The organism is Pseudarthrobacter sp. lyk4-40-TYG-27 (assembly GCF_030209295.1).
GTDB lineage: Bacteria > Actinomycetota > Actinomycetes > Actinomycetales > Micrococcaceae > Arthrobacter.
This window is the reverse complement of record NZ_JARVSH010000004.1, coordinates 371,333-387,860: the sequence shown is the minus strand read 5'-3', so window position 1 is coordinate 387,860 and position 16,528 is coordinate 371,333. Positions and strand designations below refer to the sequence as shown.

Sequence of the window (16,528 nt, the reverse complement as noted above, 5' to 3'; positions counted from 1 at the left end):
AATGACCTTCGACGCCATCGGCATTGCCGGAACCGCCCTGACCGTCCATCGCAAGTGGCTGGACGCCGTCTCGGACAACCTGGCCAACATGAACACGGCAACCAGCACCAACGGCCCGGCGTTCCGCGCGCGCTACATCGAGGCCGCCGAAGGCCAAAACGGCACCGGCGTCTACGTCAAGAGCACCCCTGCCGGGGACGCCACCGGCCGCCTGGTGTACCAGCCGGATCACCCCCTGGCCGACGCCCAGGGGTACGTCCGCTACCCGGACATCGACCTGTCCGAGCAAATTGGCGCCCTGATCATCGCCCAGCGCGGATACCAGGCCAACGCCCAGGTGGTGGACCGCGCCCGCGAAACCTATTTGGCTGCACTTGAGATTGGAAAGTCCTGATGGCATTCGATGCGCTGAGCGCAATCAGCAATATCGCCGGAGCCGGAGCCACCACCGGCCGGGGCGTGCAGGCAGTGCAGGGGACCGGCTACGTTGATGGCCCGGCCGCCGCCGGAAGCACCCCCTCCGGCGGTGCCTTCGCCTCGGCCCTGACCGGCGCCGTCGACAATCTTCAGCAGCTGCAGTCCACGTCCAAGTCCCTGGCCGTCTCAGCCGTCACCGGCAACCTCGACGACATCCACGCCGCCACCATCGCCGCCACCCGCGCGCAGGTGACGCTGGAATTGGTGGCCTCCGTGCGCAACAAGGGCGTTGACGCCTTCAACGAGATCATGAGGATGCAGGCCTGATGCCCCCGCAGATTGCCGCGTTCTTCCGCAGACTGGGCTCCGGGGTCAAAGGGTTCACGCCGGCGCAGCGGACCCTGGCGATCCTGGGCGTCGCTGTCCTGGTCCTGGGTACCGTGGCGCTGGGTGCATGGCTGGGCAAGCCAGCCTACTCGCCCCTTTTCTCCGGGCTGAAGGATACCGACGCGAACGGCATCGTGGAGCAGCTGCGCAAGGACAACGTGCCCTACGAGATCGCCAACGGCGGCTCCACCATCCTGGTGCCCGAGGAGAAGGTCTACGACGAGCGGCTCAAGGCTGCCGCCGCCGGGCTGCCGTCCGCCGCGGCCACCGGGTACTCGCTGCTGGACAAGCTGGGCGTCACGTCCTCCGAGTTCCAGCAGTCCGTCACGTACAAGCGCGCCCTGGAAGGCGAACTGGCCTCCACCATCCAGGCCATGGACGGGGTCAAGACGGCCGCCGTGCGGCTCGCGATCCCGGAAAAGTCGGTCTTCGTGGACAAAACCCCGGACCCCACCGCGTCCGTGTTCGTGGAGACCCAGCCGGGCACCACGTTGTCCCCGGACAAGGTGCAGGCCGTGGTCCACCTGACCTCGGCGGCCATCGAGAACCTCAAACCGGCCAACGTGTCGGTGGTGGACTCGCAGGGCAACGTGCTCTCTGCCATCGGCGGATCTGCCGCAGGGTCCTCCTCCAAGCAGGCCGCCGAGTACCAGCAACGCACCACAGACTCCGTCAAGGCCGTGCTGGACAGCGTCGTGGGCCCGGGGAACGCCACCGTGGCCGTGGCAGCGGACGTGACCGGGGAATCGGCACAACAGCGCAGCGAGACGTTCACTGCCGCCGACGGCGTCCCCGCCCTCAGCGAGACCACCAAGAGCGAGAAGTTCACCGGTACCGGCGGCGGGGGAGCGGCCGGCGTGCTGGGACCGGACAACATCGCCGTGCCGGGCGGCACCAACGGCAACGGCACGTTCGACTCCTCCGACACCACCAAGAACAACGCCGTCAACAAAGTCACCGAGGACCGGACCATCCCGCAGGGTGCAGTGAAGCGGCAAACCATTTCCGTGGCCATCAACCAGGCCGCGGCCGCCGGGGTCAACCTCACGTCCGTGCGGTCCCTGGTGACCGCCGCGGCCGGGGCCGATCCCGCCAGGGGCGACGTGGTCACCGTGGAGATGCTGCCGTTCAGCACGGCTGCCGCCGACAATGCCGCCGCTTCCCTCAACGCTGCCAAGGCCGACGCCGAGGCCGCCCGCCAGGCCGAGCTGATGAAGACGCTGGTCATTGCCGGCAGCATCCTGTTGGCCGCCCTCGCCCTGATCGTCGTGATGCTCATCGCCTGGCGCCGCCGCCAGCTGCGCGAGCCGGTGGACCTGGGCGTGGGCATCGAATACCCCGCCCTTCCCGGCGGCGCCGTCCAGGCCCTCGAAACCGCGCCTGCCACCTCCGCCATCCCGCTGCCCGCTCCGGTACCGCTGCCGCTCCCGGACGCCGAAGCCCTCGACGTCGAACGCCGGCGCGCGCAGATCGAGGCCATGGTGGCTGAGAGCCCGGCCCGCACCGCCGACTACCTGCGCGGCCTGATGGACGACAGGCAATCCGTATGACCGCCCAGCCCGGTACGGGCCTGGCCGCCCCTGTGAAGGCCGGCGCGCCGCTATCCGGTCCGCAGAAGGTGGCCGTGGTCCTGATGCAGATGAGCCCGGAAAACGCGGCAGCCGTCATGGCCCAGTTCTCCGAGGCGGAAGCCGAGGACATAGCCGCCGAGATCGTCCGGCTGCGCCGGGTCCCGCCGGCCGTCGCGGACCAGGTGATGGGCGAATTCCATGACATCGCGATCAGCGGCCGCCGCACGGCCCGCGGCGGGCAGGAACTGGCCGTCGGGCTCCTGGAAGCGTCATTCGGCGCGGACAAGGCTGCCGGCTTCATGGACCGGCTCGCCTCCACGATGGCTGGGAAATCCTTCGAGTTCCTGGAGATGATGGACGCCGGGCAGATCCTGGCGCTGATCGACGGCGAGCTGCCGCAGACCATCGCCCTGGTCCTGGCGCACCTGCGCCCGGCCAAGGCCTCGGCCGTGATGGCGGGCCTGGGCGAGGCGCAGCGCAGCGACGTTGCCCGGTGCATCGCGGTGATGGGTTCGCCCACGCCGGAGGCGGTGGGCATCGTGGCGGAGACGCTCAAGCAGCGCTCGGGAGCGGTGGTGTCGCAAGGCAAATCCACCGAGACGGTGGGCGGAATCCAGCCGCTGGTGGACATCATCAACCGCTCGGACGTGGCCACCGAACGGTCCGTGCTGGACGGCCTGGAAACCCTGGACCCGGCCCTTGCCATGGAAGTCCGGGCCCGGATGCTCACGTTCGTGGACATCGTGAAACTGGAACGCCGGGACATCCAGCAGATCCTGCGCGGGGTGGCGCCCGAGGTGCTGGCCCTGGCCATGAAGGGTGCCCCGGCCGTGGTCCTGGATGCCGTCCGCAGCAACGTCTCGGGCCGCAACCAGGAGATCCTCGAGGCCGAGATGGCCAACGCCGGTCCGGTCCGGGCCTCGCAGGTGGAGGAAGCCCGGGCGGACATTGTCCGGTCCATCCGCGAGCTGGAAGCCAGCGGCGCCATTGTGGTGCGCCGCGGCGAGGAGGACGACCTTGTCTACTGACGCCGCCCCGGCCGCGGTGGTCTTCCCGCGCGTGCAGCAGTCCGCCCCGACCGAGTCCCGCGACCGCGGCTACGTGCAGGGCCACGCGGCGGGGTACGCGGCCGGCCTGCGCGCAGCCGCCGCGGATCAGGAACGCCAGGCCCATGCCATGCGTGTCGAGCATGACGCCGTGCTGGCCCACGCCCGCGAGTCCGCCGCCAGGGCAACCGCCGTCCTCCAGGCCGCGGCTGCCGCCTTCCAGCAGCGGTTCGCGCTGGTGCTGCAGGACAGCGAACAGGTGCTGGCCGCCGGTGCCCTGGAACTGGCGGAGGCAGTGCTCGGCTATGAAATGCACGACGGCGACCGCACCGCCCGCGCGGCGCTTCACCGGGCGCTGGGCGGCAGCACGTCCGCCGCACCGGCCGCCGTCCGCCTCCACCCGGCCGACATCGCGCTCCTGGACGGCGCCACCGCGGACACCGCCGTCGACCTTGTTCCCGATCCTTCCCTGGCCCGCGGCGACGCCATCGCGGTCTACCCGGACGGCTGGCTGGACGCCCGGCTCCACACCGCAGTGGCCCGTGCCCGTGCGGCGCTCCTCGGCCCGGACAACGTGCCCGGAGGCGCGGCATGAGCATCTCCTGGCGACCCTACGGCGCACGCTTCGCCGCAGCGGTGGGAGCGGCCGCCCCGGAGCGGGTGGGCACCGTGACCGCGGTCCTGGGCCTCGGCCTGGAAATTACCGGGCTCGAGTGCGCGGTGGGGGACCTGGTCACCGTGGGTGACGGCCCCGGGCTGGACGCCGAGGTGGTGGCTTCCGTCAGCGGCGCCATCCGGTGCATGCCGCTGGGACGGCTGGCAGGGGTGGCCGCCGGCGATCCCGCCCGGTCAAAGGGCAGACCGCTGCTGGTTCCCACCGGCCCGGGCCTGAAGGGGCGCGTGCTGGACGGGCTGGGACGGCCCATCGACGGCAAGGGACCGCTGGCCGCCGGCCGGTACGTGCCCGCGGACAACGAATCGCCCTCCGCCATGCACCGGGCCCGGGTGTCCGCGCCCCTGCACACCGGCGTCCGGGTCCTGGACACCATGGCCACCCTGGGCAGGGGGCAGCGCCTGGGGCTCTTTGCCGGGTCCGGGGTGGGCAAGTCCTCACTGCTGTCAATGATCGCGCGCGGCACCGACGCCGAAGTGTCCGTCATTGCCCTGGTGGGGGAGCGCGGCCGTGAAGTCCGCGAGTTCCTCGAAGACGACCTGGGACCGGAGGGACTGGCACGGTCCGTGGTGGTGGTCGCTACCTCGGACGAGCCCGCCCTGATGCGCCTCCGCTGCGCCGTGACCGCAACCCGGATCGCCGAATCCTTCCGGGAAGCCGGGCAGGACGTGGTGCTGATGATGGACTCGCTGACGCGGGTGGCCATGGCCCAGCGCGAGATCGGCCTGTCCGCCGGTGAACCGCCCGCCACCCGCGGCTACCCGCCGTCGACGTTTTCCATCCTGGCCCGGCTGCTGGAACGCGCCGGTACGGCCCGGGCTGGCTCGGTGACCGGTGTCTACACCGTACTGGTGGACGGCGATGACCACAACGAACCCATCGCGGACGCCGCCCGTTCCATCCTGGACGGCCACGTGGTCCTGGACCGGAAGCTGGCCGTGACCGGGCATTTTCCGTCCGTTGACGTGCTGGGTTCGGTGTCGCGCGTGGCGTCAAAGGTCAACCCGCCGGAGCGGACGGCCGTGGCGGCCGCACTGCGGAAGGTGCTGGCCGCACGCCGGGCCGCCCAGGACCTGATCGACGTCGGCGCCTACCACCGCGGCACGAACCCCCTGGTGGATGCGGCGCTGGACAACGAGCCGGCCATCAATGCCTTCCTGCAGCAGCGCATGGACGATTCCACCCCGCCGGACATGGCCTGGCAGGCGCTCACCTCCCTGACCAACCGCCTGGGCACGCCCCTCGAAGGAGCCGCATGAACCGCCAGTTTCCCCTCGCCGGACTGCTGAGGCTGCGCCAGCTGCAGCAGGACCAGGCAGCCACCGGCATGGCGCGTGCCGCCTCCCGCTCCGAGGATGCCCACGGCCGGCGCGCTGCGGCGCGGAAGGAACTCGGCGATTCCGTCGATTCCGCGGTCAGTTCGTCCTCCCTGCTGGCCCTCGCGGCCGCCCGGGCATCCTCCCAGAGCATGCTGGCGGACCTCGACGCGCTGTCCGCCGCGGCGGAGGCGGACCTGGCCGAGGCCCGCGCAGACTACACGCAGGCCCGGCGGATGGCGGTGGGGCTGGAGAAGCTCGAGCTCCGCCACGATGCCGAGCTGGCCGCCGCAGAACTGCACGCAGAACAGGGCGTCCTTGACGAGATCGCCGCCACCTCGTGGCACCGCAAGGCCGGGGAGGCGACGTCATGAGCATGGCCGAAATCATTGGGCGGATCGGAACCATCGAGTCCATGATCAGCGAACTCTCGCGGCCCCTTTCTACGGCGGCTCCGGCGGCGGCCGCCTCCGGCACGTCAGCGGCGAATGCGGCGGCGTTCGAATCAGCGTTGGCCGCTGCCGGTACGGATGCGGGTGCCGGGGCGGGATTGCTTGCTTCATCGGGGCTGGCGGGGCTGGCGGGGCCGGGCGGCGTCACGGGACTTGGCGGCAGCACGGGCCTGTCCGGCATTGCCGGAACCGCTGGGCTTGCCGGAAACACTGGGCTCACCGGAATCTCCGGGCCCTCCGGGACGGCTGCGGCGTCCGCTCCGGCAGCGCCCGGAAAGGCCACCGGCACCGACGTGGTGGCCACCGCCAGGAAGTACATCGGCGTCCCTTACGTGTGGGGCGGCACCAACCCGGCCACCGGCATGGACTGCTCCGGGTTCGTGCAGCGGGTCTTCAAGGACCTGGGCGTGGAACTCCCGCGCGTGGTCAGCGACCAGATGAAGGTGGGCACGCCGGTGGCGTCCCTCGCCGAGGCCAAACCGGGAGACCTGCTGGTCAGCTTCGGCGGGAACCACATCTCCATCTACCTGGGCAACGGCAAGGCGATCGACGCGCCCGTCCCCGGCCAGACCATCCAGGTCCGGGATGCATGGGAACAGCAGTCGAACCTGACGGCCATCCGCCGCATCGTCCCTGCTGGGCAGGGCGCCTGATGCCGGCGGCGGTCCTTCTTCCCACCGCGCCGCCCGCGGCGGCGCGGGCCGGGGCATCTGCAGGGGCGGCGCCTGACCGGGACGGCGGGGCCGGGTTCGGCGCGGTGCTCGGCGGCGTGCTGGCCGGCCCTTCCCCTCAACCGAACGTTCCTGTGCAAGGCAACGGCGGGGATGCCAAAGACACCACGGACGACGCCGGTACCGCGGTGGCCGGGCAGCCCGCCCCCGTGCAGGGTTCCGTTGCGGCGTTGCTGGCTGCTGCCGGGATGGTTCCGGCTCAGGCCCACGCAACCCCCACGGCACCAGGCATGGCGGCAGCCACGGCACCAGGCACGGCGGCGCCAGGGACGGTAGGAGTCCCGGCACCAGATCCGGTCGCTGGCGCTGCAGCGTCCGGGTCCACGGCAGCGGCCCCTGTTGCGCCAGCGGCCTGGGACGGCAGGCAGCAGCCCGCTCCGCCGGCGGCCCCCGGCGCTGTGGCAGCCAGTGCTGTGGAGGTCGGTGCAGTGGTTGCAGGCGAAGTCGTGGCTGGCGCTGCGCCTGACGCCGGCGTGTTTCCTCCCGTGACTGCAGGCCCGGCGGCCGCGCGCGCTACAAGCCTTCACGCCCCGGCCCCCGGTATTGCAGGATCGGTGCCGGAGGCGGCTGCGACCACGGCTCCTGAGCCGGCTGCCGCCATGGGGGCAGGGGCTTCCGGCCCCGCCGCGCCGGCCCTGGCTGATGCCGCCGGCACCGGTAAACCCCTGGGTCGGCCCGGGGAACTGGAGCCGCCCGCCGACTCCGGAACCGTTCAAGCCAACCCTGCCCCGGGCACCGGCGGACCGGCCCCGGTGGCTGTGCCCGCGCAGGCTGCGGGCGCAACCCAGCCCGCGCCCGGCGCCCTTGCTTCCGCCACAACAGGCCCTGCACCGTTCACCCACCCGGCAAGGCTCACGCCGCAGCTGGCCGGCCCGTTGTTTTCCTTGGCCAGCGCCGCGCCCGGGGAACATGTGATGACCCTGAAGGTGTCCCCGGAGGCATTGGGTCCGCTGACCGTGCGGGCCCACATCGACGCCACCGGGGTGCGCATTGAGCTGTTCGCCCCGGCGGACGCCGGACGCGACGCCTTGCGGACCATCCTGCCCGAGCTGCGCCGCGGCCTGGCCGAATCCGGCCTCGCCGCCAACCTCAACCTCTCGCAGCACGGCGCCCCGCCGGACCCGAACCCGGGGGGACCCGGCGGCCAGGCGCCCGGGCAGCACCGTGAACCGGCCGGCCAGCCCCGGCCAGGACAGCCCGCCGCGGCACCGTCCGATGCTGCCCGCCCTTCCCGGCTCCGCGCCGGCGTCGTCCTTTCCGGAAACCGCCCCGGTGTCCTGGACATCCTGGCCTAGCCCGCAACCCATGAAAGAGAGCCACCCATGACCGTCGAAGCCGTCGGCGCCACCACCGGCATCCAAACAGGCGCGTCCGCGCGCAAGCCCGTCCAGAGCATGGATTCGGACGTCTTCATGAAACTCCTGGTCACGCAGCTCAAGTACCAGGACCCGGGCGCGCCCATGGACACCAACCAGATGATGGCCCAGTCCGTGCAGCTGTCCATGATGGAGAAAATGACCGAGCTCTCCGGCGGCGCCAAGGAAAGCTTCTCGCTCCAGATGCGCACCGCTGCGGCCCAGATCGTGGGATCGGAGGTGGGCTACACCCTGGCTGACGGGACCACCGGCAGCGGCGTGGCCAGCGCCGTGTCCTTCGCCACCGGGGTGCCGCTGGTCACCGTGGGGGCCGCCAAAGTCCCGCTCGATTCCCTCACCGGGATCAGCGCCCCCGCCCCGAAGCAATAGCTCCACGACACCGCCCTACCCACCCGCCCCACCCGACGAAAGGCCCACCCATGCTGCGTTCCCTGTACTCCGGCATCTCCGGACTCCGCGCCCACCAGACCATGCTGGACGTCACCGGCAACAACATCGCCAACGTGAACACCACCGGCTTCAAGGCCTCCGCCACCCAGTTCCAGGACACGCTCTCGCAGATGACGCAGCCTGCCGCCGCGGGACAGGACGGCGGCGCCGGTACCAACCCGGCCCAGATCGGCCTGGGCGTACGGGTGGCGGGCATCAGCACCAACTTCGGGCAGGGCTCGGCGCAGACCACCGGCAAGGCGTCGGACCTGATGATTTCGGGCGACGGCTTCTTCGTCACCGGCAAGGGTGCGCAGACGTTCTACACCCGCGCGGGCGCCTTCGAACCGGACAACGCGGGCCGGCTGGTCAGCCCGGACGGCGGCATCCTGCAGGGCTGGACCGCGGTCAACGGGGTGGTCAACACCGGCGGAGCGCTGGGCGCCATCGTGGTTTCGCCCAACACCACCTCGCCCGCCATCGCCACCACCACGGCTTTGCTGGACGGAAACCTCCCGTCGGACGCCGCGGTGGGCACCGTGCTGGAACGCCAGGTCAAGGTGTTCGATGCCGACGGCGCCTCCCGCACCCTGGATCTGACCTTTAGCCGGACGGCGGGCGGCTGGGACGTGGCCGGGAAGGACGCCAACGGCGCCACCGGTGCCTCCGCCCTGACGTTCCAGAACGGGGCCCTGGTCACGGGCGGCACCCTGGCCGTTGGCGGCATCACCGTGACCCTGGGCACCGTCACCGGGTACGCGGGGATGAGCACGCTCACCGTCGCCGGGCAGAACGGGGCCGAGGCCGGAACCCTGCAGTCCTACACCCTGGCCCCGGACGGGTCCGTGGTGGGGTCCTTCAGCAACGGCAGCCGGGCCGTCCTGGCACGGGTGGCGCTGGCCAAGTTCGCCAACCCGGGCGGCCTGGAAAAGGCCGGCGGGTCCTCCTTCGTGGCGACGGGAAATTCAGGTGCGGTCCAGGTGGGAACGCCGGGAGCCGCCGGGATGGGCACCCTGGCCACCGGGTCCCTGGAAATGTCCAACGTGGACCTGTCCCAGGAGTTCACCAACCTGATCGTGGCGCAGCGCGGGTTCCAGGCCAACGCTCGCATCATCACCACCTCGGATGAGGTCCTCCAGGAACTGTCCAACCTGAAGCGATGACGCTCCGGATCCGACGCCGGGCCGCGGCGCCCGCGGCGCAGCCATGCTTGGGCCCAGCGGCGACGCTTCGGCGCGGTGCTTAGTTGTGCTTCAGGCGGCCCAGCCGCGGGCAACGGCGTCCAGGGCGGCGGCGTAGACGGCGGCCCAGTCGGCATCCGGTGGGCCGACTTGTGCCAGTTCCAGGCTGACCAGGCCATGGACCTGGCCCCAGATGGCGGCGGCGACCAGTTCCACGGGCGCTTCCAGAAGGGTCCCCGCGGACTGTGCAGAAGCGACGGCGTCCATCAGCGGCTGCATGGCATTGAGGGCAACGTCCGGGTCTGGCCGGCACTCGACGTAGGCGGCCAGCACGCCGCCAAACATCAGCCGGTAGAGTGCCTGGTGCTCCAGGGCCCAGGCCCGGTACGCCGTGCCAAGCCCCTGCAGGCCGCCGGCGGCTGCGGCCGCCTGCGACTCGCCGAACGAGCGGAAACCGTCCTCCACGACTGCGGTGAGCAGCTCTGATTTCCCTCCAAACAGAGAGTAAACGGCGGTGGTGGAGGTCCCCGCGGCCGCGGCCACGTCCCGCACCGTCACCCGCGCCGGACCAGTGCGGTCCACCAGTTCAGCCGTGACGGCCAACAGGTCCTGCCTCAGGGAATCGTTATGAACAACAGGTCTTGCCATGGACCCCATTGTTTCATAACCTTGTTTTGTAACAGCGTTACACAACACCGTGCCGAAGGGGTTCCCATGTCGCAGAAGGTATTTCCGGGCCGCTATACAGCCGATCCGGGCCGGGAGTCCGTCACGGTTTTCCTGATCGGGATGCGGGCCAACCGGTGGTGGAAGGTGGGGACCGTGGGGAGGGTCGGTGCCGCCATGGGGCGGATGCTTCAGCATTTGGGAGATGACCCGGCGGCGGGGATGCTCGGTTACCAGCAATGGGTGGGGCGCACCACCATGATGCTCAGCTACTGGGAAAGTCCGGAGCACCTGCGGAAGTTTGCGGCGGACAGGGATGCGCCCCATCTGGAACCCTGGCGCCGTTTCATGAAGGAGCTCGCCGGAACCGGGGACGTCGGCGTCTGGCATGAGACCTATCAGGTGCCCGCTGCCGGCATCGAGGTCATCTACAGCGGGATGCCGCTCTTCGGGCTCGCCAAGGCCACGAACCATGTCCCGGTCGGAGCAGGCACCAACACCGCCAAGCAGCGGATGGGGCGGGCTGCCCGCCCCGCCGGCGGTTCCTGACCGCAGGGGTTTGACGACGCCGAACCGGGCTGGGGCCAGGCGTCCCCCGCCGCGGGGCAATTGACGCGCGTTTCTTCCCGAGGTCCGGCTGCGCAGTAGAATCCGGATCTGACAGGAGAACAGATGACTGACGCAGCGAAACCATCCAGCCCTGCGCCGTACGTCCCGCGGCAGATCAGCGGGCCGGTGCTGATGGGCGTCGTGCCCGGCCAGCCGCTTGCCGTCGCGCACCGTGCCGCGGAGCTGGCGTTCAGCCTCGGAGTGAAGCTGGTCTGTGCCTACGTGGACGTCACCACCTACCTTGCCGGGGAGCCGGACGGCAGGGCGGAGGCCCGGCCGATCGACCCCGACGGGGTGGATGACGATATCGAAGGAATCGGTGCCACCATTGCCGCGGACCTCCGCGCAGCCTTGGACGGCTCCGGGATCGACTGGTCCTTCGTGACCCTTGCCGGTGACCCGGCCCGGGCGCTGGGACGCCTGGCGGAATCCGCCGATGCGTCCGTCATCGTGGTGGGCACCCGCGAGCGCGGACTCGGGGCCCGGCTTGAGGAAATGCTGGTGGGATCCGTGGCGGTGCACCTCACCCACCGCCAGCACCGGCCCGTGCTGGTGGTCCCGCTGTCGCCGCACAAGCACCAGCCCAAGGCGGGCCGATGATGGAACCGCCTGTCCCCGGCGCCCAGGCGCAGGCGGGCAACGCGGACAAGCGGGGGCACGACGACGGGACCGGGCGTCCGGAGGCCGGCGGCCGGGAGGCTGCGGCGGACCAGGGGACGCTTGGTACGGCGCGCCCGCACCGGCCGGTGCACCTGCATCCCGGGTTCCTGCTGGTCGTCATTGCGGGCGGCATCCTGGGGGCGCTGGCCCGTTTTGGACTGGCGGGCATCCTGCCTGCACCGGGTGGCTGGCCGGTTCCCACCCTGGCCATCAACCTTTCCGGCGCCTTCCTGCTCGGCCTCCTGCTGGAGGCCCTGGTGCGGCGGGGCCCTGACTCGGGTCGGCTTCGGCTGATCCGGCTGTTCGTCGGCACCGGGTTCCTGGGCGCGTTCACCACGTACAGTACCCTGGCGCTGGAAACGAACACCCTGTTCGGAGCCGGCCGCGTCGCGGACGCGCTGCTCTACGTGGCGGTCAGCGTGGTGGCGGGCGCGGCTGCCACCGTGGCGGGAATTTGGCTGGCGGCGGGCCCCCACGCACGGGCAACCGGCAGCCGGAAGGCTCTGAAGAAGGAGAACCGGTGAACGTCGCCACCATTATCCTGGTCGGCGTCGCCGGCGGGCTCGGGGCAGCCACCCGGTTCGTGGTGGACGGCTTGGTACGGTCCAGGGCCCGCACCGCCCTGCCGGTGGGAACCATCATCATCAACGTCACGGGCTCGTTCCTGCTTGGCTTGCTCGCCGGCGCCGTGATCGTCCATGCCGCCCCTGTCGAGCTGCAGGCTATTGCCGGCACCGGCTTCCTGGGCGGGTACACCACGTTCAGCACAGCAAGCTTCGAAACCGTCCGGCTCATCCAGTCCCGCCGTACCGGGCTGGCCCTCCTCAACGGCATCGGCACCGCGGTGGCCGCGGTGGCCGCTGCTGCCGCCGGGCTTGCGCTCGGCAGCCTGTTCTAGCCGGGCAGGCCGGCGCGTCCCCAGGCGGCACCTGTTGCCGCGGTTTAATTCCCGTGCGCGCCGTACTCTTCGATCACCACGCCCGACTTGAACGAACGGGTCCCCGTCAGGGCGAACGACTGTGCAGCGAAGGGCTTGTTGCCGAACAGCGGAATGCCCGACCCGAACACCACGGGGTTTCGCTTCAGCACGAGCCGGTCAATCTCCGGCAGGAGCGAGCCGGCCAGCGCGCCGCCCCCGCACAGCCAGATGTCCAGGCCCTCTTCCCGTTTCAGTGCTCCGACGGCGGCCAATGGGTCGGCGGTCACGGTAATGGCGGGGTCCAGCGTGCGCGGGCTCCGGCTGGCCACAATTTGCCGAAGATGCGGATACGGGCTGCTGATTCCGGCGTCGAGTGCCGGGGCCAGGGTGTTCCACCCCATGATCACCGTATCGAACCGTGTTCCGGGTGGCTCCGTGCCGAGTGCACTGTGTACGTGTGCGGGCAGGGCGTCGGCGTAATCGCCGAACACGAATGACATGTGGTCGCCGTCGGCAAGGAAGGCATCGAATCCGCCGGTTGGGTCGGCAATGTATCCGTCGATGCTCACGGCAACGTAGTAACCGAGTTCTCGCATGGTTTCTCCAATCACGACACCTGTCGTAGTTAAAGTACAACAGGCGTCGTGGTTTGGCTAGCATGATCCGTATGGCCCGAAACGATGAACGACGTTCCACCCTTGCCGACGCCGGCATCCGCGTCCTCGCCGAGGAAGGCGCCCGCGGCCTCACGCATCGGGCCGTCGACGCCGCGGCCGGTGCGCCCCGGGGGACTGCCTCCAACTACTTCCCCACCCGGGACGACCTCATCGCCGCGTTGGTTGACCGGATCGGAGAGCGGCTGACTCCTGATCCGGCCGCCAACCCGGGGCAGGGCCGGGAACCGGACAGGGCACTGTTCGCCGCGTACCTGCGTGACGTTGTGCGGCGGCTCGGTGCCGACCCCCACGTGTCCCTCGCGCTTTTCGAGCTGCGGCTGGAAGCTGCCCGGCGTCCGGCTGTTGCCGACTCGCTGGGCAAGTGGCGGCAACGCGCCTTCGAAGACGACGTGAAATTCAATGACCGGGCCGGACTGCCCGGAGGCCGAACAGAGCTGGCCCTGTTCCACTACGCCATCGACGGGCTCATGCTGGACCACCTCACCGTCCCGCTGACCACGGGACTCTCCCTCGACGCCGTCGTGGACGAACTGGTGGACCGGATCCTCAAATAAACCGTCGCCCCGCATTGTGCCAGGTCAAACGCCTGGCCATGCGTTGATCGGGCGGCCGGGCGGTGTTACCGTGGGGCCCGATTGGGGGATGCATGGTGTTGTTGCTCGGGTGGGTCATGTTGGAGCACTTTGTCTGCGCCGACGTCGCAATCCGCACAACGCTCAGTGCAGGAGTGCCCCCGGTGACCGCCCTCGTCCTCGTGGCCCTGGTCGTTGCCCTGACAGGCCTCATGGCCTGCGCCTCGCATGCGCTGCTCCGCACCCTCCTGGCCGGACGCGGCCACGCCGCGGCACAGGGACTGGAGGTCCGGCGCGGTTCGCTCTCCGTGTCTTTGGTTTGCTCCGTGCCCGTCGGCGGGGCGGGTCCCCGCGCTCCGGGCGCGCGCCGCCGTCGCCCCGGGAGCCTCCCCGCAGCACTCTAGGACCCACCGCCGGGTTCAGTCCGCACATGGCAGGACCGCGGCTGCGTGCTGCCTGCGCCGCTCCTCCCGGGCGACTTCAGGACATTTCCCTGACAGCCGCCACAAGGAGCCCATCGCCATGTCCCGTAATACGTTGTTCTCTGCCCTCCGCAACCAGCCCCCGAGATACCGGGCAGCAACCTCCCGCCGCCTCGGGCTGCTGTGGCTGCTGTGCCGCCGGGCCTGCCGCCGTGTGGCCTTGGGAGCCACGCTGTTCGGCGGGTGGGTGTGGTTCGCCGCCGGCTCGCTGATTGGATTCGAAGCATTCGAGATCCTCTTCGGCACGTTTGCCCTGGCGCCCGAGATGCTCCCGCTCGTCATCCTCGGCCTCGCGCTTACCTGGTGTGTCCGCCGCCAGCTGCGCCGGGCTTCGGTGCGTGTCCGCGCGTCTCGGCGCCGGGATCACCCCTGCCTAACGGCCCGGGCCGGGCGGCCGACAGTAGGGAGGGAACGCCCACCCAACAGAGCAGAAACGGCCCATGATCGTTGTCACCCGCCTCAACGGCACCCGCTTTGCCGTGAATCCGGATGTGATCGAGCGGATCCACGAGAGCCCGGACACACACCTGGTCACGCTCGACGGCGCCACGTACGTTGTGCGCGAAAGCCTGGCTGAGGTTGTGGAGCTGATTGCGAACTACCGGGCCTATGTTCTCCGCCGGGCACGTGACCTGCCCGCAGCCCCCGGGCATTCGCTCAGCCTTGTCCGGACGCCCGAGGAGTAACCCATGGATCCCGCAACAATCATCGGGCTGCTGCTGGCCTTCGGCTCCGTCTTTGCCATGGTCACCCTGGAAGGCGCCAGCGTGGAGGCTCTCCTGCTGCCGGCGCCCATGGTCCTGGTGTTTGGTGCCACCCTGGCGGTGGGCCTGGCCGGAAACACCCTCCGGGACACCCTCCAGGCGTTCAAGGACCTGCCGCGGGCATTCGTGGCCAAGCCGGCCAAACCGCAGGACAGCATCGACCAGCTGGTGGGGTTCGCGGAGACTGCCCGCGGGGAAGGCCTCCTGGCCCTGGAGGATGAGGCCGGCAAGGCCAAGGACCCGTTCCTGGCCCGTGCCCTGCAAAACATCGCCGACGGCACGGACGCCGAAGAGCTGCGGATGCTCATGGAAGACGAGATCGACACCAAGCAGCGCCGCGACCGGATCTCCAGCAAGTTTTTCGCCAGCCTGGGCGGGTACGCACCCACCATCGGCATCATCGGCACGGTGGTGTCGCTGACCCACGTCCTGGAAAACCTCTCCACCCCGGACCACCTGGGCCCCATGATCGCCACCGCGTTCGTGGCCACCCTGTGGGGCCTGGTGTCCGCGAACTTCCTGTGGCTGCCGTTCAGTTCCCGGCTCAAGCGCCTCTCGGACCTGGAAATCGAGCGGATGACCCTGCTGATGGAAGGCATGCTCGCGGTGCAGAACGGCACCCAGCCGCTGCTGCTCGCCGAACGGCTCAACGCCATGGTTCCGGCCGGGCAGGCCAAAGGCAAGGGCAAAACCAAGGGCGCCCCGGCCGCCGGCGAGCTCTCGGACCTGGGCCGGGCCGCTTGAGCAGGCGCCGCCGCCGGAGCCACGAGCCGGAGGAAGAACACGTGGACGAACGGTGGATGGCGTCCTACATGGACATGGTCACCGTGCTCATGTGCATGTTCATCGTCCTGTTCGCCATGTCCACCGTGGACCAGGCCAAGTTCGACAAACTCCGCAACTCCCTGGCCACCGGATTCGGCGCCGTGGCCACGCAGACGGTGGACACCGCCAGCGGAACCGTGGTGCCGCCCGAGCAGATCAACAAAGATGCCGAAGCCTTCTCCTCCCTGGAACTGGCCATCAAAGAGGTGGACCGGCTCACCGCCCTGCAGCAGAAAATGCAATCGGACCTCAAGGCCGGCCAGTTGGACGCCAATGTCCAGTTCCAGGTCACCGAGCGTGGCCTGACCGTGAAACTGGTGGGCTCGCAGGCCTTCTTCCTGCCGGACCGGCCCGAGCTCACGCCGCGCGCCAGCCAGGTTCTGGACACCATCAGCCCCACCCTGGCCCCGGCCGGCCTGGAGATCATGGTGGAAGGCCACGCCGCCAACGGCATCACCTCGTTCCCGTCCACCTGGGAGCTGTCCTCCGCACGGTCCGTCAACGTGCTGCGCTACCTGGTGGACCGCGGGGGAGTGCCGCCGGGCAGGATCGGGGCGGTGGCGTTCGGGTCCGCCCGCCAGGTCAACGACGATTCCACCGAGGAACTCATGGAACTGAACCGCCGGGTGGATGTGGTGGTCCTCTCGGACAAGGCGGAGGCCATCCGGGCGCTCATCCCCGAAGCCATCAAAGTGGAGGCCGCGAAACCTGCCCCGTAAGGGACAAGAACACCGGCCCAACCCGCTTACGCGCCGGGAACCGCTGCCGATAGTCC

Annotated in this window: 22 protein-coding genes; 20 read left to right on the top strand and 2 right to left on the bottom strand. The window is 70.1% G+C overall.

Going from position 1 to position 16,528, the window contains the following annotated elements; all coding sequences use genetic code 11:
• The first annotated feature begins 1 nt into the window (after position 1).
• The 11 genes from QRM96_RS09530 to QRM96_RS09480 are packed head-to-tail and all read left to right on the top strand — an operon-like array spanning position 2 to position 9,561.
• Complete coding sequence (locus QRM96_RS09530) at positions 2-394, top strand: flagellar basal body rod protein FlgC (RefSeq protein ID WP_285319417.1); 393 nt, start codon at positions 2-4, stop codon at positions 392-394.
• Positions 394-744 carry a flagellar hook-basal body complex protein FliE gene (gene fliE, locus QRM96_RS09525; RefSeq protein ID WP_109045292.1) on the top strand — a complete coding sequence of 117 codons (351 nt, stop codon included), beginning with the start codon at positions 394-396 and terminating at the stop codon, positions 742-744. The genes QRM96_RS09530 and fliE overlap by 1 nt, the downstream gene beginning before the upstream one ends.
• The gene (fliF, locus tag QRM96_RS09520; RefSeq protein WP_285319415.1) at positions 744-2,354 is read left to right on the top strand and encodes a flagellar basal-body MS-ring/collar protein FliF; all 1,611 of its coding nucleotides are present in this window, start codon (positions 744-746) and stop codon (positions 2,352-2,354) included. The genes fliE and fliF overlap by 1 nt, the downstream gene beginning before the upstream one ends.
• On the top strand, positions 2,351-3,403 hold the full coding sequence (fliG, locus tag QRM96_RS09515; RefSeq protein ID WP_285319414.1) for a flagellar motor switch protein FliG: 1,053 nt from the start codon (positions 2,351-2,353) through the stop codon (positions 3,401-3,403). The genes fliF and fliG overlap by 4 nt, the downstream gene beginning before the upstream one ends.
• The gene (locus tag QRM96_RS09510) at positions 3,393-4,016 is read left to right on the top strand and encodes a FliH/SctL family protein (RefSeq protein WP_285319413.1); all 624 of its coding nucleotides are present in this window, start codon (positions 3,393-3,395) and stop codon (positions 4,014-4,016) included. Before fliG ends, QRM96_RS09510 begins: the two co-directional genes overlap by 11 nt.
• Positions 4,013-5,353, top strand: a complete 1,341-nt coding sequence (locus QRM96_RS09505; protein WP_285319411.1) for a FliI/YscN family ATPase — start codon at positions 4,013-4,015, stop codon at positions 5,351-5,353. Before QRM96_RS09510 ends, QRM96_RS09505 begins: the two co-directional genes overlap by 4 nt.
• Positions 5,350-5,784, top strand: a complete 435-nt coding sequence (locus QRM96_RS09500) for a flagellar FliJ family protein (RefSeq protein ID WP_109045297.1) — start codon at positions 5,350-5,352, stop codon at positions 5,782-5,784. The genes QRM96_RS09505 and QRM96_RS09500 overlap by 4 nt, the downstream gene beginning before the upstream one ends.
• Positions 5,781-6,515 (top strand): C40 family peptidase, encoded by a 735-nt coding sequence (locus tag QRM96_RS09495; protein WP_109045298.1) that lies wholly within the window; start codon positions 5,781-5,783, stop codon positions 6,513-6,515. The genes QRM96_RS09500 and QRM96_RS09495 overlap by 4 nt, the downstream gene beginning before the upstream one ends.
• Positions 6,452-7,888: a flagellar hook-length control protein FliK gene (locus tag QRM96_RS09490; RefSeq protein ID WP_285319410.1), complete on the top strand. Its 1,437-nt coding sequence runs from the start codon at positions 6,452-6,454 to the stop codon at positions 7,886-7,888. Before QRM96_RS09495 ends, QRM96_RS09490 begins: the two co-directional genes overlap by 64 nt.
• 27 nt (positions 7,889-7,915) lie before the next feature.
• Entirely contained in the window at positions 7,916-8,338 is a 423-nt protein-coding gene (locus QRM96_RS09485; protein ID WP_285319409.1) for a flagellar hook assembly protein FlgD, read from the top strand.
• Positions 8,339-8,388: 50 nt separating this feature from the next.
• Positions 8,389-9,561, top strand: coding sequence for a flagellar hook protein FlgE (locus QRM96_RS09480; protein ID WP_285319407.1), 1,173 nt, complete (start codon positions 8,389-8,391; stop codon positions 9,559-9,561).
• Between the two features lie 90 nt (positions 9,562-9,651).
• Here QRM96_RS09480 and QRM96_RS09475 read toward each other — a convergent pair whose 3' ends face one another.
• Positions 9,652-10,227, bottom strand: a complete 576-nt coding sequence (locus QRM96_RS09475; RefSeq protein ID WP_240617747.1) for a TetR/AcrR family transcriptional regulator — start codon at positions 10,225-10,227, stop codon at positions 9,652-9,654.
• 66 nt (positions 10,228-10,293) lie between these two features.
• Here QRM96_RS09475 and QRM96_RS09470 point away from each other — a divergent pair, with 66 nt between their 5' ends.
• From QRM96_RS09470 to QRM96_RS09455, 4 genes are all read left to right on the top strand, one after another.
• The gene (locus QRM96_RS09470; RefSeq protein WP_109045303.1) at positions 10,294-10,794 is read left to right on the top strand and encodes a DUF4188 domain-containing protein; all 501 of its coding nucleotides are present in this window, start codon (positions 10,294-10,296) and stop codon (positions 10,792-10,794) included.
• A 123-nt stretch (positions 10,795-10,917) separates the two neighbouring features.
• Positions 10,918-11,454 (top strand): universal stress protein, encoded by a 537-nt coding sequence (locus QRM96_RS09465; protein WP_109045304.1) that lies wholly within the window; start codon positions 10,918-10,920, stop codon positions 11,452-11,454.
• Positions 11,451-12,038: a fluoride efflux transporter FluC gene (locus tag QRM96_RS09460; RefSeq protein WP_350224065.1), complete on the top strand. Its 588-nt coding sequence runs from the start codon at positions 11,451-11,453 to the stop codon at positions 12,036-12,038. Before QRM96_RS09465 ends, QRM96_RS09460 begins: the two co-directional genes overlap by 4 nt.
• On the top strand, positions 12,035-12,412 hold the full coding sequence (locus QRM96_RS09455; RefSeq protein WP_285319404.1) for a fluoride efflux transporter FluC: 378 nt from the start codon (positions 12,035-12,037) through the stop codon (positions 12,410-12,412). Before QRM96_RS09460 ends, QRM96_RS09455 begins: the two co-directional genes overlap by 4 nt.
• A 44-nt stretch (positions 12,413-12,456) precedes the next feature.
• Here the strand turns inward: QRM96_RS09455 and QRM96_RS09450 are convergent, their stop codons facing one another.
• Positions 12,457-13,029 carry a dihydrofolate reductase family protein gene (locus QRM96_RS09450; RefSeq protein ID WP_285319402.1) on the bottom strand — a complete coding sequence of 191 codons (573 nt, stop codon included), beginning with the start codon at positions 13,027-13,029 and terminating at the stop codon, positions 12,457-12,459.
• Between the two features lie 71 nt (positions 13,030-13,100).
• Here QRM96_RS09450 and QRM96_RS09445 point away from each other — a divergent pair, with 71 nt between their 5' ends.
• The 5 genes from QRM96_RS09445 (at position 13,101) to QRM96_RS09425 (ending at position 16,472) form a co-directional block, all read left to right on the top strand.
• Positions 13,101-13,664: a TetR/AcrR family transcriptional regulator gene (locus QRM96_RS09445; protein WP_109045307.1), complete on the top strand. Its 564-nt coding sequence runs from the start codon at positions 13,101-13,103 to the stop codon at positions 13,662-13,664.
• A gap of 182 nt (positions 13,665-13,846) precedes the next feature.
• Positions 13,847-14,086, top strand: coding sequence for a hypothetical protein (locus QRM96_RS09440; RefSeq protein WP_285319400.1), 240 nt, complete (start codon positions 13,847-13,849; stop codon positions 14,084-14,086).
• A 518-nt stretch (positions 14,087-14,604) separates the two neighbouring features.
• A complete protein-coding gene (locus QRM96_RS09435) occupies positions 14,605-14,850 on the top strand; it encodes a flagellar FlbD family protein (RefSeq protein ID WP_109045310.1) in 246 nt (81 codons plus the stop codon).
• Positions 14,851-14,853: 3 nt separating this feature from the next.
• On the top strand, positions 14,854-15,672 hold the full coding sequence (locus tag QRM96_RS09430; protein WP_285319399.1) for a motility protein A: 819 nt from the start codon (positions 14,854-14,856) through the stop codon (positions 15,670-15,672).
• Positions 15,669-16,472 (top strand): OmpA/MotB family protein, encoded by an 804-nt coding sequence (locus QRM96_RS09425; protein WP_109045312.1) that lies wholly within the window; start codon positions 15,669-15,671, stop codon positions 16,470-16,472. Before QRM96_RS09430 ends, QRM96_RS09425 begins: the two co-directional genes overlap by 4 nt.
• Positions 16,473-16,528: the final 56 nt, after the last annotated feature.